Source organism: Pseudocnuella soli (genome assembly GCF_004347775.1).
Lineage (GTDB): Bacteria > Bacteroidota > Bacteroidia > Chitinophagales > Chitinophagaceae > Flavisolibacter > Flavisolibacter aquaticus.
The window spans coordinates 4,220,120-4,237,803 of sequence record NZ_CP037755.1 but is presented as its reverse complement, the minus strand read 5'-3'; the positions used below and the strand labels follow the sequence as shown (position 1 = coordinate 4,237,803).

General features: G+C 50.2%; 11 protein-coding genes. 6 read left to right on the top strand and 5 right to left on the bottom strand.

The features are described from left to right. Positions 1-51 precede the first annotated feature (51 nt). The 5 genes from EPD17_RS17405 (at position 52) to EPD17_RS17385 (ending at position 6,441) form a co-directional block, all read left to right on the top strand. The gene (locus EPD17_RS17405; RefSeq protein WP_240040658.1) at positions 52-828 is read left to right on the top strand and encodes a lysophospholipid acyltransferase family protein; all 777 of its coding nucleotides are present in this window, start codon (positions 52-54) and stop codon (positions 826-828) included. A gap of 112 nt (positions 829-940) precedes the next feature. Then, a complete protein-coding gene (gene priA / locus EPD17_RS17400) occupies positions 941-3,382 on the top strand; it encodes a replication restart helicase PriA (protein WP_132055810.1) in 2,442 nt (813 codons plus the stop codon). Positions 3,383-3,525: 143 nt separating this feature from the next. Beyond that, complete coding sequence (murB, locus tag EPD17_RS17395) at positions 3,526-4,545, top strand: UDP-N-acetylmuramate dehydrogenase (RefSeq protein ID WP_132055809.1); 1,020 nt, start codon at positions 3,526-3,528, stop codon at positions 4,543-4,545. Positions 4,546-4,856: 311 nt separating this feature from the next. Further along, on the top strand, positions 4,857-5,609 hold the full coding sequence (locus EPD17_RS17390; RefSeq protein WP_132055808.1) for a LytR/AlgR family response regulator transcription factor: 753 nt from the start codon (positions 4,857-4,859) through the stop codon (positions 5,607-5,609). Between the two features lie 199 nt (positions 5,610-5,808). Beyond that, complete coding sequence (locus EPD17_RS17385; RefSeq protein WP_132055807.1) at positions 5,809-6,441, top strand: hypothetical protein; 633 nt, start codon at positions 5,809-5,811, stop codon at positions 6,439-6,441. A 228-nt stretch (positions 6,442-6,669) separates the two neighbouring features. On the opposite strand, the gene EPD17_RS17380 is transcribed toward EPD17_RS17385, so the two are convergent. The 4 genes from EPD17_RS17380 to EPD17_RS17365 all read right to left on the bottom strand — a co-directional run bounded on the left by EPD17_RS17380 (position 6,670) and on the right by EPD17_RS17365 (position 12,737). Beyond that, positions 6,670-8,202: a magnesium chelatase gene (locus EPD17_RS17380; protein ID WP_132055806.1), complete on the bottom strand. Its 1,533-nt coding sequence runs from the start codon at positions 8,200-8,202 to the stop codon at positions 6,670-6,672. Between the two features lie 108 nt (positions 8,203-8,310). Next, positions 8,311-9,405, bottom strand: a complete 1,095-nt coding sequence (locus EPD17_RS17375; RefSeq protein ID WP_114235045.1) for a vWA domain-containing protein — start codon at positions 9,403-9,405, stop codon at positions 8,311-8,313. A 510-nt stretch (positions 9,406-9,915) separates the two neighbouring features. Further along, a complete protein-coding gene (locus tag EPD17_RS17370; protein WP_132055805.1) occupies positions 9,916-11,919 on the bottom strand; it encodes a putative porin in 2,004 nt (667 codons plus the stop codon). Beyond that, positions 11,919-12,737, bottom strand: a complete 819-nt coding sequence (locus tag EPD17_RS17365) for a purine-nucleoside phosphorylase (RefSeq protein WP_132055804.1) — start codon at positions 12,735-12,737, stop codon at positions 11,919-11,921. The genes EPD17_RS17370 and EPD17_RS17365 overlap by 1 nt, the downstream gene beginning before the upstream one ends. A gap of 293 nt (positions 12,738-13,030) precedes the next feature. On the opposite strand from EPD17_RS17365, the gene sucD reads away from it, so the two are divergent. Next, positions 13,031-13,915, top strand: a complete 885-nt coding sequence (sucD, locus tag EPD17_RS17360) for a succinate--CoA ligase subunit alpha (RefSeq protein ID WP_114235232.1) — start codon at positions 13,031-13,033, stop codon at positions 13,913-13,915. 345 nt (positions 13,916-14,260) lie between these two features. On the opposite strand, the gene EPD17_RS17355 is transcribed toward sucD, so the two are convergent. Beyond that, positions 14,261-17,587 carry a glycosyltransferase family 117 protein gene (locus tag EPD17_RS17355; RefSeq protein ID WP_132055803.1) on the bottom strand — a complete coding sequence of 1,109 codons (3,327 nt, stop codon included), beginning with the start codon at positions 17,585-17,587 and terminating at the stop codon, positions 14,261-14,263. Positions 17,588-17,684: the final 97 nt, after the last annotated feature.

Genomic DNA, 17,684 nt, shown 5'->3' with positions numbered 1-17,684 from the left:
TTTACACCGCATTTAACTTCAGCCTCGTTATCTTGCCCCTAAAACCAATCAGTGAATTACCTGGTCCGGCCGCTGCAAATCCTGTATAACATCTACGCCATGGTGCTGTTTGTAGCCATCATGCTGCTCCTGTTTCCCTTCGTTATCATCGCTTCGTTTTTTGGTAAAATAAAAGGCGGCAACGCCATCTGGCGCATCTGTTGCATCTGGGGCGACCTTTGGTTTCCGCTCATTGGCATCATCCACCGCAACCGATTTGAAGTGCCGCTGCACAAAGGCGAGCCGCAGATTTTTGTGGCCAACCACGTTTCTTATATCGATGCAGCCATTATTGTAAAAGTATTCCGCCTGCCGCTGCGTGCCCTGGGTAAAGTGGAGCTGAGCAAAGTGCCGCTATTTGGATTTATTTACCGCAATGCCATCGTTACCGTCGACCGCAGTTCGGCGGGAGCACGGGCCAAAAGCGTGGCGCAATTAAAAGCGGTGCTGCGCAAGGGCATATCGGTACTGGTGTTTCCCGAAGGCACATTTAATGAAACGGGCGGGCCGCTCAAAAGCTTTTACGACGGTGCGTTTCGCGTGGCCATCGAAACCGGCACACCCATCCGGCCCGTGCTGCTACTCGATACCTGGAGCCGCATGCCGCCGGGCAAATTGTTTACCATTACGCCTGGGCGCAGCCGCGCTGTTTTCCTGGAGCCGGTGCCCGTGGACGGATACACTTTGCAGGATGTGGCAGCGCTGCGCGAAAAAGTATATGCCATGATGGAAGCGGGGCTAGTGGCCCACAAAGCCGCGTGGATCAGGCAGCAACCGGTGCTGGCCTGACCAACTGTGCCGTTCGGCTGCTTCCACTTATCTTGCAGCCGTTTCGCTACGCGTTTTTACCAACAAAAAACAGCTTTAACCTGGGTTTCCTTTATCGGGAAAACAAGGGCCTATGTTCGCCGAAATCATCATACCGCTGGCCTTGCCCAAAAACTACACCTGGGAGGTGCCTGCAGCGCTGGAACAGCGCATGCAGCCGGGCTGCCGTGTGGAAGTGAATTTGGGAAAAAATAAAAAATACGCCGGCGTGGTAAAGCGCTTGCACAGCGATAAGCCCACCACTTTTGAAGCCAAAGAAATACTGAACCTGCTTGACGATGCACCCGTGGTGCAACCCTGGCAACTCAAATTTTGGGAGTGGCTGGCCGATTATTATATGTGCTCCGAAGGCGAAGTGATGGCGGCCGCACTGCCTGCACATTTCAAGCTTTCTTCCGAAACGGTCATTGTTTTTAATGAAGAATACGGGCAGGATTTTTCCGACCTCGATAACGAAGAATACCTGGTGGCCGAAGCGCTGCTGATGAAGCACGAACTGGGCCTGAACGAAGTGCAGCAAATATTGGATGTGCCGCATGTATATCCCATCGTAAACAAGCTTATTGCTAAAAAAGTATGCTTTGTGTGGGAGTCGCTGAAGCAAACCTATGCACCCAAAAAAGAAGCCTTTGTTTTGCTGAACCCGCAGTACAGCAATGAAGATACTTTGTCGGACCTGCTCAACAACTGGAGCCGTGCACCCAAGCAAATGGAGTTGCTCCTGAGTTACCTGCACCTGATGCGCACCGGCGGCGAAGTGCTGAAAGCCGACCTGTTGAAAAAATCAGGCGCTACTGATGCTCAGTTGAAAGGCCTGGTGGAAAAAGATATCCTGCGTATTGAACGGCGCCACATAGATAGACTGCATTACCTACCCAAAGATGTGACCATCGATTTTGACTTATCGCCGGCGCAGGCAGCCGCATTTACCGAAGTAAAAGAATGCCTCGATGCCAAAAGCGTGTGCCTGCTGCACGGAGTAACCAGCAGCGGTAAAACGCATGTGTACATCAAGCTGATGGAGCAATACATGCGGCAGGGCAAACAGGTGTTGTATATGCTGCCCGAAATTGCGCTGACCTCGCAGGTCATCCGGCGGCTGCAAAAACATTTTGGCGGCTACATTGGCATTTATCATTCCAAGTTCAGCCAGAATGAGCGGGTGGAAATCTGGAACAAAGTAAAAAGCGGCGAGCTCAAAATTGTGCTCGGTGCACGTTCCTCGCTGTTCCTGCCTTTTTACAACCTGGGCCTCATTTTGTGCGATGAAGAGCATGATTCTTCCTACAAGCAGCAAGATCCTGCACCACGTTACCATGGCCGCGATGCAGCCATTTATATGGCTTCGCTGTTGCAGGCAAAAGTGCTGCTGGGCAGTGCCACGCCGTCACTGGAATCTTATTTTAATGCAAAGGGCGGCAAGTATGGGCTGGTAACCATTTCGGAGCGCTACCGCGATGTGCAGATGCCCACCATTGAAATGGTGGATACCCGCATGGTGGCGAAGCAGGATGGCGGCAAGGTGATGATTTCACCGCAGCTGCTGGAGGCTATGAAAGAAACCATTGCCAAAGGGCGGCAGGTAATTTTGTTTCAAAATCGCCGCGGCTATTCGCCCTATCAGCTGTGTACGGTTTGCGGCTGGATCGCGCAGTGCCGCCATTGCGATGTATCGCTTACTTACCACAAGTTTTCGAATAAATTAAAATGTCATTATTGCGGCAATATTTATCCGCCCGCCAACACCTGTGCTGCTTGCGGCAGCGATAAATTGCAGCAAAAAAACTTTGGCACCGAAAAGATAGAAGAGGTGCTGGATAAAGAGCTGGCCGATGCCCGCATCGGCCGCATGGACCTCGATACGGTGCGCAATAAAAATGCGCATGATGTGCTCATACAGCAGTTTGAACAAAAAAAGCTGGATGTGCTGGTGGGTACGCAAATGGTGGTGAAAGGCCTCGACTTTGAAAACGTGGACCTGGTGGGCATCCTGGATGCCGATGGCTTGCTGCACTTTGCGGAGTTCAGGGTAAACGAACGGGCTTTTCAATTGATGGAACAGGTGAGTGGCCGTGCTGGGCGCAAACACGGCGCAGGCCGGGTGCTCATTCAAACCACCACGCCATCGCATCCGATTTTGGGGTACGTGGCACGCCACGATTTTGTAGGCATGTATGTTGAAGAATTGGAAAAGCGGCGCATGTTTTTGTACCCGCCGTTCAGCCGCATCATTCATGTATCGTTCCGCCACAAAGAGCGGGATGTGGTGACCGATGCAGCACACCAGTTTGCCAACGCGTTAATGCATGTATTTGGTCAGTACTTAGTGGGCCCCGCCGAACCGGTGGTGAACCGGGTTCGCAATATGTACCTGATGGAACTGTTGCTAAAACTGCCCCGCGATGGACAAACCATACAACGCTGCAAGGAAGCCATCGAAAAACAAACTGCGGCATTGCACAACGAAAAGCGATTCCGAAACGTGGTTGTAGTGCCCGATGTCGATGCGATTTAATTGTGCACAAACTTTCATTTTAAAACGCATTGGTGTAAAGCAAATAAAACTCCGTACACAATTAATAGTCATTATCATTTACATAAATCCGCTGCACCACCGCGCCGCTGCGTGAAACCCTAACCCCGAGATAAACACAACCCATGCAACTGCACGAAAACATATCACTCAAACCATACAACACATTCGGCATCGATGCCACGGCCCGCTACTTTGCTGCGTTTACCAGCATCAACGAACTGGAAGCACTTACCAACACGCTACAGGCTGCATCCAACAAGCAACTCATATTAGGCGGCGGCAGTAATATTTTGCTCACGCAAAACTTCGACGGCATTGTGCTGCACAACAAGATTGGCGGCATTGAACTGGTGGGTGAAGATGAGGAGCATTTTTATGTAAAAGCCGGCGCAGGTGTAGGCTGGCACCAGTTTGTGCTCCATTGCATTGAACACAATTATGCTGGCGCCGAAAACCTATCGCTGATACCCGGCTCGGTTGGTGCATCGCCCATGCAAAACATCGGCGCTTATGGTGTGGAGATAAAAGACATCTTTCACCAACTGGAGGCCTGGCATATTGGTGACAAAACCGTGCAACATTTTTCATTGGAAGAATGCCAGTTTGGCTACCGCGAAAGCGTTTTTAAACGAAAGCTCAAAGACCAGTTTGTGATTATATCCGTTACTTACAAACTGCTCAAAACACCCCGCTTCAATACCAGCTACGGCGCCATACAACAGGAGCTGGATGCAATGGGTGCAAAAGAGTTAAGCATCGGCCTCATTTCGCAGGCGGTGATCAACATCCGCTCTTCAAAACTTCCCGACTGGAAACTGGTGGGCAACGCCGGTTCGTTTTTCAAGAACCCAACGATACCCAACGAACAGTTTGATGGATTGAAAAAACAGTTTCCGCAGATCGTTGCCTTTCCTACCGGTACCGCGCAAATGAAATTGGCTGCAGGCTGGTTGATTGAACAGTGCGGCTGGAAAGGTTACCGCAAGGGCGATGCGGGCTGCTATCCAAAGCAGGCGCTGGTGCTGGTAAATTACGGGGCCGCCACCGGACAGGAGCTTTTCGACCTCAGCGAAGAAATACTGCAATCGGTGCAGGCAAAATTTGGTGTGCTGCTGGAGCGTGAAGTAAATATCATTGGCTGAAAATGGGCCTGTTTCGGTTATGAGTTGGCTGGCGCTGTCCTTACATTTAATAAGCGGCTTTATTGCCGGCGTGCAGTCTAAAACCCCTGAAAGCACTCGCTTTTATCCCTTTGATATATTATTAAATTGGCAATGTTTTGATCAGTAGTTCGGTGCTGGCATTTGAATAAGCGATGAACTATTTGATGTGCAGCAACGGTGTTGGTTGATTTGATAACGCTATTATTTCGCTAACTGTCCAATGCAGTTTGAAGGTTAGCGGGACAACGTTTAATGTTCCATGGGTGAATGCAGCCTAAACCTTAAACACCATGATCAGCGCCTTAATCATTGGCAGCGAGCTGGAGCATTGCACCACTTTGATGCAGCTATTGCAACAGCATTGCCCACAGGTAAAGGTCGCCGATATCATCCACTCCTGTGCCGCTGCTAACCAGGCGCTACAAACACATAATCCCCAACTGGTTTTCCTAGATGTAAGCGCTACCAATGGCGATGGGTTTAACCTGCTGGAACATTTACCCACCAATCATTTCGGCGTTATTTTCATCAGCGACCATGAACAATTTGCCGTAAAAGCCATCCGGTTCAATGCCTTGGGTTACCTCATCCGGCCCATCGATCCCAACGAGTTGCAAGAGGCAGTAACAAAGGCAGCACTGCACCAGCAGCTGCACATGGCGCAGCAACTGGAAACACTGGTGAAACGAATGGGGCAAACGGCGGCACAGGCGCACAAGGTAGCAGTGCCCACACAACAAGGCCTGCAAATGGTGGATGTGAACGGCATCATCAGTTGTACATCTGATAGCAATTACTCGGTGCTACACCTGAAGCAAAAAGCGAAGATTGTTGTGTCCCGCACCTTGAAAGAAGTAGAGGAAATGTTGCAGGATTTTTCATTTGTTCGAGTGCATCATTCACACCTCGTTAACATCAATGAAATTGAAAAATACATCAAGGGCGAAGGCGGCTGCCTGGTGATGAGCGACGGCTCGCAAATAGATGTTTCGCGCAGCCGCAAAGAGGCTTTGCTCCACAAATTATTACACCATAAAGCCTGAGCTTTTCTGCCGCCCAATCAGCGATTTTTACCAATTGACATCCTCCTGCAGCCAACCGCTCAATATAGCTACCGTTTTAGTTTTTGTCGTAATAGATTTATACCACACACACAACCCCACTGCTCCCGTTCCCCGTCGCTAACAACCATTTTCTTTCATCACCAGGTAAACTTTTGGTTTGCTGTAAAAACTATTTGCTATGAAAAAGATCTTTCTTGCCATCGTGTTTTTGGGAGCATGTGTTTTGTTTTCTGTAAGTGCTTCGGCCCAGCGTGAAGCTTCATCCGACGCGAAAGTTTTGGACGGAACCACCGCTTTGTTTGATGCAAAAAACTTTGTGAACGGCGAAGGCTTTGGTAACAGTGGCGTGCCGGTGGATATTACCAACATCGGCGCCAAAGTGCAAAAAACATTTTCAAAAAACTTTGGAGCCAGAGATGCGGTGCGGTGGTCGCAACTGGCCAAAAACATTTACCTCGCACAGTTTGATCTTGATGGCCGCAAAACCAACGCGGTATTTGCCAACAACGGCTTTATGGTGTATGCCGTTACCTATGGTGTGGCAAAAGATGCACCCAAAGAAGTGCGCAGTCTGCTCCGGTCTTTTTATCCCGAGCATGAAATGGGCGCCACCTTCCAGGTGCGCTACCGTGGCGCTACGTATGATAATGCATGGGCCGATCAGGTTGCTTGGATTGTGAACCTGGAAAGTGAAGACAACATCGTGATAGCCCGCGTGGTAGACGGTGCTGTGGATGAACTGGGCAAATTGGATAAAAAAATGGAAACTAAGAAAGTGCGGAAAGGTAAAGTGATCATTCCAAAACAATAAGCAGGATATATTATGGCTGAATCATTCCAAATCATTCGCTTTTTTGAGGCAGAGGTTTAAAACTCAGATCAGCACATGGCCCTGGCAGTTTCCTGTTGGGGCTTTTTGTTTGTCTGTGCTGTTCTTAAATCGAACTGAGCGACTCATGTTTTGATGAATTTGCTATCAGTTATAAACAAAACACCCGGCGCTGTAAAGGCACCGGGTGTTTATTTGTAGAAAAAAATCTTATCTAAAATCCTCGTCTTCTTCATCGTCATCAAATGCCGATGTTTGAATGTTGAGCATGCTGCCCATCAGGTCTTTAAACTCCACCGAAGTTTCAAAGATCTTTTTCGACAGTAGTGAATAGGAAGCAAGGCCATGCAGCACAAATTCCATCAGCAATGCAGCCTCTGTTTCGTTTGCATGCGGAAAGGTTTTTTTCACCAATCCATGCAATCCATCCACCGAGTACAACTGGTTTATTTTATCGCGGTCTTTTAACCCAAACGATAAATTCAGCGCATTGCCTTTGTCAAACCAGGATGTAATGGCTTTATACGGATTGTCCACCGCTTGCGGGCTTTCGCCTTTGCGTGGTGCACGTTTTTTTAACGTTTCGGGGTTGGGGAAATACTGCACAAACTGGCTGCGGATGGACTTATCCAACAAGTTCATCGCTACCTGGAATGGGCCTTCCTGTTCGCCTTCATACACCAATTCGATTTTGCCCGTAATAGCTGGAATAATGCCGATCAGGTCGGCAATCCAAACCTGTGTGTTTTTTTCTTTATTTAAAATAGCGCGGCGCTCTGCGGAACTCACTGCATTTTCAAATGCAGCAATGGTGAGGCGTGCACTTACACCGCTTTTTTTGTCTACAAACTCAGAGCCGCGGGCCTCAAATGCCACCTGTTCAATCAGGCGTTTTACCAGGTCGCTGATGGCAACTTTTTCTTTCTGTTCTACAGCTAAATCTGCTTCCTGCTCAGTAATGGCCAGCGCCGTTTCCAACGATTTTGGATAGTGCGTCAGGATCTGGCTTTCAATACGGTCTTTAAGCGGCGTAACAATCGAGCCGCGGTTCGTATAGTCTTCGGGATTTGCCGTAAATACAAACAGGATATCAAGCGGCAAGCGCAGTTTAAAACCACGGATCTGCACATCGCCTTCTTCGAGTATGTTAAACAAACCAACCTGTATGCGTGCCTGCAAATCGGGCAACTCGTTGATCACAAAAATGGAGCGGTTGCTTTTTGGAATGATGCCATAATGGATCACCCGTTCGTCGGCAAAGCTAAGACGGAGGTTGGCCGCTTTGATCGGATCTACATCGCCAATCAAATCGGCAACGCTTACATCCGGCGTGGCCAGTTTTTCACCATAGCGCTGGCTGCGGTGTATCCATTCAATCGGCGTATCGTCACCTTTTTCGCGGATCAGATCTTTTGCAAATTTTGAAATAGGATTGAGCGGATCGTCGTTGATTTCGGAGCCTGAAACCACCGGCACCAGTTCATCGAGCAAGCCGGTCATTTGCCGCGCCATGCGGGTTTTTGCCTGTCCGCGCAACCCCAGAAAAAGAATATTGTGTTTGCTCAAAAGTGCCCGCTCCACATCGGGAATTACGGTGTCTTCGTAGCCCATGATGCCGGTAAAAGTTTCTTCGCCTTCCTGCAGCCGGCGCAGCAGGTTTTGCCGTATTTCTTCTTTAATGCTTTTGGGTTGATACCCTACTTCTTTCAGCTCGCCAAGTGTGTTGATGTGCTTATGGTTCATGAATATTTGCTGTTGTTTTTATTGGAACCACAAAGGCATAAGCAACGAAGGAGCACTAAGAAAATATCTTTGTGTGTCTTCGGTCCTTTGTGTCCTCGTGGTTCTATTTCAATACACGGTTTTTCGTTTACCGCTTTCAAAGTCTTTAAAAATAAATGCGCCCAGTTTATCCAGCGATGCAAAGAATGCCTTGCCATTATTTGTTTCGGTAAACTCCTGTACAAATCGCTGCAGGTACGGGTCGGTGGCAATCATAAAAGTGGTGATGGGTATCTTCAGCTTTTTGCATTGCGCCGCCAGGTTCAGGCAACGTGAGGTGATCTTACGGTCAAGCCCAAACGAATTTTTATAATAGCGTTTGCCTACTTTCAAACAGGTAGGTTTGCCATCGGTGATCATGAAGATCTGTTTGTTCGGGTTCTTGCGCCGCCGCAAAATGTCCATTGCCAGCTCAAGCCCCGCCACCGTGTTGGTATGATATGGCCCCACCTGCAAGTAGGGTAGGTCTTTGATCTCCACTGGCCAGGCATCGTTGCCAAACACCACAATGTCCAGCGTGTCTTTTGGATATTTCGTGGTGATCAGTTCGCTCAGCGCCATGGCCACTTTTTTAGCCGGCGTAATGCGGTCTTCGCCGTACAGGATCATGGAGTGCGAAATGTCGATCATCAGCACGGTGGAAGTTTGTGCTTTAAAATCGGTTTCGCGGATTTGCAGGTCGTCTTCCTGCATCGAAAACTGCTCCAGCCCGTGGTTGATCTGCGCATTGCGGATCGATTCGGTAAAGTCGATCTGCTCCAGCATGTCGCCAAACTGGAACGGCCTCGTGTCCGGGCTGATTTCGTCGCCCTGGCCCGGTTTGAACGTTTGGTGTTCGCCGCTTTTTGTTTTTTTGAGTTTGCCAAAAATCTCTTCCAGGCTGCGTTTGCGAATGCCTTGTTCGGTCTTTGGAGTGATCTTTATTTCACCCTTCTGGTTGTCTTCGGTAATGAATCCTTTTTGTTTTAGATCGTCAATAAAATCGCCCATACCGTACTGGTCGTCCGTCAGTTCGTACTGGCGGTCCAGTTGGTTCAGCCATTGCAGGGCTTCGCCCACATCGCCGTTGGTATAGGTAAGCAATTGCATAAATAGGTCGAGCAGTTGCTCAAATTTGCTTTTGCCTTCTGCGGGGTCAAACCGCGAAAAATGAAATCCACGCATCACAAGTGTTTTATCGGGGCGGGCAGTTATCGCGTCGTGTTCTGTGGCATGTTGCCGGCCCTTTCGGTTTTCGCCACTCAATTTACAATAAGTACGCCTTCTTTGTTCAACAGCAGGATTTGGCGGTGGTAATGTTTTGCAAAGCTTGGCGGGGCGGGGTTGAACCACGAAGACACGAATGAACAAAGGAGGAGCGGGATGGGATTAGCAGCAGGTTGGTTGGGAAGTCGAAAGGCAAAAGTAAAAAGGCAAAATGGGTGGTTGCTTATGTCGGAAATTTTGCTTTTGCCGAGTCTGTCATGCCGAACTCCATTCGGTATCTCCTGCTACAGCGGATGCTGTGGCCACCGAAACTGGTTGCTGTTGTTTTTAAAAATCCTTCAAATTGAAGTAGATGCCGAAACAAGTTCGGCATGACAACACTAATATTCAAAAGTCTATTGGTTACCTGTTTAGAGCTTGTGTTTAGAGTAAGGCAAACGCTTCGTTGCCCCACTATCGCCTTTTGCCCTAATTCAAAAACGTCCAATTAATGCCAAACCGGATAACAAGCCCGGGGTAAGGATACTCAGGCGCACCCATGTTATTGCCGGTAAAGCCAGGCTCTTTAGTCCACTCAAACGAATTCAGGTTTTCGGCACGAACAAATGCCCGGAATGTGCGGATGCGGAAATTGAAAAATGCAGCCACATCGGGGCGGTTGTTGATGGTATAACCCTGCTGGTAAAAATAGCGGCCCAACACCGGCGAATAATCGTCGCCCTCATATGGCGTGTGGTAGCGCATTTCAAGACCTGTGGCCAGGTTCAGCCTGCGGAAGAAAGTGCCTTCAAACACCAGCCGGTTGCGGGTAAAAACGAGTGGTATATTCAATTCAGCATCGCCGGTTTTTTGCTGCACCCATACATCGCTGTACAGGCTCCAGCGCGGGCTGAGGCGAAACTGTTTGGAAGCGCCAATGCGCAACACATTGAACAGCGCAGCTTCCTGTTGCAGCTCGTAAAAATTCTTGAGGTACAGGTAATTCGAGATCAGGAAATAATCACCGGTGAGGCGCAACCGCAATTTTTCAATGCCCAGCGATCCAAAGAAATGCGTGGTATTTTCCTTGGAAAATGATTTGGTTGCATCATCGAAGTAAAACGAGCTGCGGGTATCGTAAGCAAATGACGGTGACCGGTTGATGCTTTCGCCGCCAATTAACAAATTGCCCAACCGGGGCACATTGCGCTGCAGGGAGCCAAACGCATGATAATCGCCGGCATTAAAACCATTGAGGTGCAGCCGGCCGCTGGCGCCAATTTCCCATTTTCGGTTGCGGGTACGGTTGCGGTACTCGCCATGCCCAATCAGGTTGTACAGGTTAAATGTGCCGCGGGTAGTGGTGCCTTGCAAAAACTGGAACTGGATGCCCGCTTTTAAAAACTGCTGCAGGTTTTTGGCATCCGGAAACTGGTAAATAGAAAAATCGTTGCTCAATTCAATCCAGCGATCCTGCAGGTCCACCGAGTCGGTAGCCGGGTCGAGTTTATAAAATGTTTCGTAATAGGTGGTGTCTTCCTCGGCCTGGTCGTAAAACCGGAAGCGGTCGTTTTTGTACTGCAACGTGTGTTCAAACCGGAGCCTTGGATAAAAAAGCGGGATCACCGATGTGTCGGTAACCAGCGAATCTTTCCGGCCCAGGTCGTATTGCTGGCGCATGATGGCTGTTACTTCGTTGTAGCGGTTGGCTGTGGCCAGCGATCCGCCACCAAACAACGAGGAAGTGAACTGTTGCGATCCGCCCAGCCTTGTTGGGATGGTAAAACGGTCGCTGAAAATAGCGCTGTCCAAAAACCTGGAGCCAAGGATGCCGCCGTTTTCGCCGGCTTGCAGTGCATTGGCCACCAGCACAAAATAATTGTTGTACCGTTTGTTTGGCGACTCGTACCACGAGCCTACCTGGTAGTTGTTGTGGTTGGCGCGTTGGTTACGGAAAAATCCCGGCGAGTTGATCAACCGGTAGCGCAGCGAAAAGTTCCAGTACGGCCGGATGTTTTGCGTGTGAAAAATTTCGATGTGCTGCTCTTGCTGCCCGCCCACCAGGTAACCCAGTTGGGTATAGGGCCTCGATGTGGTAAAAAACTGTGCGTCGGCAGCACGCCATTTATAGGCATCAAAACTATGAAAGCCGGGATCGAAGCCAATTTGCCTGGGGCCTTCAAACAACAGGGACTGCGTGGCTGTGCCGGTGTTGCCCAAATACCGGTGTGTAGGCGGCACCGGGAACCATCGCGAAAAATCGTTGAGGCTGGAATCGAAGCGGTGGATAAAAGTAGAATCGAGCAGGCGGTAGGTAATGTTCACACTGTCTTCCGATTTGCTGCGCCGCTCCAACGAATCGGAGCCGCCGCCACCGCCCATGCCACCGCGGGGCAGGCGCCGCAAAATGCCCGGTGCCTGTGCGGAGGCCGCAAGCCCGCCGCACAGCCCCAGGAATAAGATTGAAAAACGCAACAGAAATTTTACCTGCATTAAATAGAGCGAATCAGTTCGCGGAAAATGGTGGCAAAATGGGGCTCCGCAGCTTTAGCGGCTTGCAGCACTTCTTCGTGGGTAATCACGTTTTCTTCATCGCGGATGCCGAGGTCGGTAACCACGCTCATGGCAAAAACATCCATACCCATATGCACGGCGGCAATGCATTCCTGCACGGTGCTCATGCCCACGGTATCGGCACCCAAAATCTGGATAAGCCGGTACTCGGCACGGGTTTCAAAAGTTGGCCCCGTAACGCCAAAATAAACGCCTTGGTGCAATTTTATATTTTGCTCCTGCCCTATTTGCAGCGCCTTTTGAATCAGCGATTTTCGGTAAGGTTCGCTCATGTCGGGGAAGCGTGGCCCAATGCGGTTGTCGTTGGGGCCCATCAGCGGGTTGGCGGTAGCAAAAGAAATATGGTCGGTGATCACCATCAGGTCGCCTACGGTAAAAGCAGGATTAACGCCACCGGCAGCATTGGAAAGCAGCAGGGTTTGCACACCCAGCATGCGCATTACCCTGATGGGCAACACTACATCTTCGGTGCTGTAGCCTTCGTAAAAATGAAAGCGTCCCTGCATGGCAATGATGGGTTTACCGGCAACAGATCCAAAGATCAATTTTCCCGAATGGCCTTCCACGGTAGACACCGGGAAATGCGGGATCTGGTCGTAGGGAATAGCAGTTTCCACTTCTATTTCCTGAACAAAGTTGCCGAGGCCACTGCCCAACACTACGCCCACCTTGGGGCTTTTGCCTGCATACTGTTGCAGGTAAGCTGCTGCTTCCTGAAGCTTTTGATAGGTATCCATAAATTGGCGCCAAAGATAACCAGGATGGAAAGAATAACGAACAGGTGAACAGACGAACAAGGAACAGATGAAGTTGAGGAAAGAATATCGAACAAGGAACAAGGAATGTCGAATGATGAAGGAGAATTGTAAATGTTGAATTATGATTTATGAATTTGCTACAACTCCAATAATTAATAATTTATCATTTGTCGTCCCACTTCATCATTCATCTGTTCCTTGTTCGTCTGTTCGTTATTCTTGTTTTCCTGTTATTCTTTTCGGCTTACATTTGCCACACTTAAATTTTTACGATGAGCGTTCTTGTAAATAAAGACTCCAAAATCCTGGTTCAGGGTTTTACCGGCACCGAAGGTACATTCCACGCGTCGCAGATGATTGAGTACGGAACCAACGTTGTTGGTGGCGTTACGCCCAACAAAGGCGGCACTTCGCACCTCGACCGTCCGGTATTCAACACGGTAGCAGCCTGCGTGCAGGAAACCGGTGCTAATGTGTCCATCATTTTTGTGCCGCCGGCATTTGCCGCCGATGCCATCATGGAAGCTGCCGATGCCGGCATTGCGCTGGTAGTGTGCATCACTGAGGGCATCCCGGTGCAGGACATGGTTAAAGTGAAAAATTATTTGCAAGGCAAAAACACACGCCTCATCGGGCCCAACTGCCCCGGCGTTATTACTGCCGATGAGTGCAAGGTGGGCATCATGCCCGGCTTTGTATTTAAAAAAGGCCGCGTAGGTATTGTTTCCAAATCGGGCACCCTCACCTACGAAGCTGCCGACCAGGTGGCCAAAGCAGGTTTGGGTATTTCCACTGCCATTGGCATTGGTGGCGATCCCATCATTGGCACTACCACTAAAGAAGCAGTGGAGCTGTTCATGAACGACCCCGAAACCGACGCCATCGTAATGATCGGTGAAATTGGTGGCGGCATGGAAGCTGAAGCTGCCCGCTGGATCAAAGAAACCGGCAACAAAAAACCCGTTGTTGGTTTTATCGCTGGTCAAACCGCGCCTCCGGGACGCCGCATGGGCCACGCTGGTGCCATCGTTGGCGGTGCAGAAGATACTGCCGCCGCTAAAATGCAGATCATGGAAGAATGCGGCATCAACGTAGTAAGCTCGCCAGCCGACATTGGCAAAACAATGGCGCAGGTACTGCAAGGTGCAGTTGCTTAATTTCAGGCAGCATTTGTTTCAGATATATTTGTAAAAACGCCCCTCATCCAGGGGCGTTTTTATTTTGCTTCAACAGAGTTGCATTGTCAAATTGAATTAAGGATACCGAGTACCCTTTCCACTTTCAGAGTTGTCATGCCGAACTCGTTTCGGCAGCTCCTTTACATTAGGAAAACTCCGGGGAGTGCAGGGGATGCCGAAACAAGTTCGGCATGACAACTCCTACCTATTGATGATTGCTCTGTTATTGACTATTGAAAAACCAACCGACTTATAGAATTTAAATACCTACAAAAAAAGGCAGGCCTTTCAAGACCTGCCTTTTGTAAACTATCGTTTGAAAAATTACCTGTTGGTGCTGTCGGCCGGGGCCGGGGCAGTGCCTTCCGGAAATTCATTTACCGGTTGCTTTTGCTCGTAGCTTTTCACCAGCGTTTCAAACACCTGTGTCATCAGGTCGTTGATCAGCGCTTCCTGCTCCATAGAGCGGAACATGCTGTCGCCTTCCTGCTTGAGGTAATCGTAGTAGGCCTTCTGGTCCTTCAGGTCTTTGCTAATGGCAGCTTTCAGCTTATTGGCCAACTCGGTGTTGCCGGTTTTGTAAGCAGCCTCCAGCATGATCATGCCGGTTTGGTTGTGCTGGTTGTACCGCGATGCCTGTGCATACGGCAGGTTCTGCGGGTCAATCATTTTATCTGACTGCTGCAGCACTTTCAGCCCGTCTTCCTTGCGGCCAACATCGGCCAGGTTACCGGCAGCTTCGGCGTAGGTAGCCCGCACCGAAAGCAGGTGGCGGCGGTTTTCCTCGTCGAAGTATACACCGGGCTTGTCGGCGCCGCCGGTGCGGAACTGTTCCATCACGGCTTTGTACATCACGTCCATGTTGTTGTCGCGGATGGCGGTGCCGCCCATGCGGGCTTCGCGGAGGGCTTTATCGATCACCCAGTTTTGCTGCGGAAACCTGTTTTGCACCGGCACCAGGCGGTAGCTCAGGCCTTCCTTGCGCAGGTATTGGCCAAAGCCCAGCTCACCGTATGGGTTGGTAAAATAAATGGGACGGTTCCAACCATTTTGTGCATTGGAGGCAATGATGTTGAACACGATCAGGTCGGAGCGGGTAAGGTCGTTGCGGTTTTCAGGGATTTCAAACGCCATTTGTGCAAACGTGGTGTCGTTGGCATTGATCAGTCCCGATTTGCGCACCGCAGCTTCATCCACCGGCACAATAAAGCGTTTTACTGGGAACGAGTTTACGTTGTCGCCTTGGCCCAGTACGTTTTTCATTACATCGTACAGGTCGTAAAAATTATCCTTGCTGCCTGCCTGCTGGTAACGCAGGTATTCGCGTTTGTGTCCTTCAATTTGCTCCGGCGTCCAGATCACGTCGATCGGGGCGCTTTCGTTTACCTTATAACGCAGCTGGTTGATGTACCAGTCGATGCCCAGCAGCGAGGTGTTGATGATGCGGATATCGGGGCGAACGCCTTCCACTTCCTGTGCATACCAAAGCGGGTAGGTGTCGTTATCGCCAAAGGTAAATACGATGGCATTGGGCGACAGTGCCTCCAGGTAGTTGCGGGCCATATCCGGCGCCAGTGTTTTCTGGCTGCGGTCGTGGTCGTCCCATTCCTGCTGGGCCATCAGCACCGGGGCAATCATACACAGCGCAAAAGCAATGATGGTAGCCAGGCGCAGGTTGGTGCCTTTGGATGCTGCCCGTGTAATGGCAATGGCAATGGCTGAAAACAGCACAAACAACACTGCTGCAATTACCGACGGCAGAAAAATGCCGGTGCCGTAAATGCCACTTAAAAGCGTAATGAGGAAAGTGATGGACGCACCACCCAACAGGGTTTGCTGCACCAATTTTTCTTTAAACGAAAAACGGGCAAGATCCACAACGGCTACAACGGCCAGCCCGATCCATATGGCAAATGCATAGAACGAACCTACAAAAGCATAGTCCCGTTCGCGGGGCTGGTTGCCCGCCTGGTTGAGGTACAGCACAATGGCGAGGCCGGTAAAGAAAAACAGCAGGAACGAAACGATCCAGTCTTTACGGTCGCGGAGAAAATGATAAATGCAACCCAGCACGCCCAGAATAAATGGAATCATGTACAGCTTGTTGTTGGCCTTGTTGGCTTTCAGGCTATCGGGCATTTGGGCCTGGCTGCCCAGGCGTGGGTTATCAATAGCGCCGATGCCGGTGATCCAGTTACCATCGCGTTTGTTGCCAAAACCCTGGATGTCGTTTTGCTTACCGGCAAAGTTCCACATGAAATAGCGCCAGTACATAAAGCCCATCTGGTACGATACAAACCAGTTGATGTTATCGGCGTAGGTAGGGTCTTCGTATTTGGTTTGGCCGGTGTTGGGGTCCTGTGTGCGGCCCAGGTTCAGCCAGTCGGCATAAAAATCCTTGTGGCCCTGGTCGTTGCTGCGGTCCCAAACGCGTACAAACAATTGCTTGTCGCCGCTTTCATATTTAGGTTCGGAGTCTTTACCAATTTCAATGTATTTGTCCTTGCCCTTGGTGTATTTCATTTCGCCTTCATCGAAGTCGATGTAGCCGTCGCCGTTTTCATCCACATAATCGGCTTCGAAATGCGGGCCGTAAAACAGCGGCTGCGAGCCGTATTGTTCGCGGCCCAGGTAATACACCAGGCTCATGGGGTTGTCCACGTTGTTCATGTCGATAGCCGGGTTGGCCGCCGAACGCTGCATGGTGGTGATGTAGGTAGAGTAGCCCGCCATCAGGAACACAAAGCACCAAAGGCCGAGGCGCAAAAAGCCGTAGCCGTTTTTGTTTGCGTAGCGCATGCCCAACCAAATGAGTATGCCCAGCAACACAAAGAAGAAAATAAAGCCCGAAAAGAACGGCAGGCCAAAACCATTTACCGCCCAAATGTCGAACTTGCCGGCCCACTTGATGGAGTATTGAATAGCCACCACCTGCACCACGCCGGTGATGAGGCAGCCGATGATGAATGCCCAGATGGCGCCGTTGCGGGTATAGTTGTAACGCTTGTAATAATAGATCATTACAATGGCCGGGATGGTGAGCAGGTTCAATAAGTGCACACCAATGGAAAGGCCCATCATAAAGAAGATAAAGATGATCCAGCGGTCGGCGCGGGCCCGCAGCAGGGCACTGTGGCCGGCCAGATCGTCGGCACGTTCCCATTTAAGCATGGCCCAAAATACCAGTGCGGTAAAAAAGGAAGACAGCGCATACACTTCGCCTTCCACAGCCGAGTACCAAAATGAGTCAGAGAAAGTATAAGCCAGCGCACCCACGGCACCTGCGGCCATGATGGTCCAGGTCTTGGTCATGTCGGGCTCATCAAGGTTGCCTACCACCAGTTTGCGGGCAAAGTGGGTGATGGTCCAGAACAGGAACAGGATGGTAAAAGAAGAAGCCAGTGCACTCATCACGTTCACGGCTTTGGCGGCGGTCATGGGATCGTTGCCAAACAGCACAATGAACAGGCGGCCAATGAGTACAAACAGCGGCGCGCCGGGAGGGTGGGGCAGTTGCAGTTTGTAGGCCGAGGCGATGAATTCGCCGGTATCCCAAAAGGAACCCCGGGCTTCGGTAGTGAAGATGTACACCAACGAGGCAATAAGAAACACAACCCATCCGGTTATGTTGTTCACTTTTCTAAAGTTCATACTGGTGGTAATAATTTTAAACGCCTGCAATCAGGGCGGGGCAAAAATAGGGAAAAGCCGCACCCCTGCCCCCTTGAGCGGGAACTTAGGCCGAAGT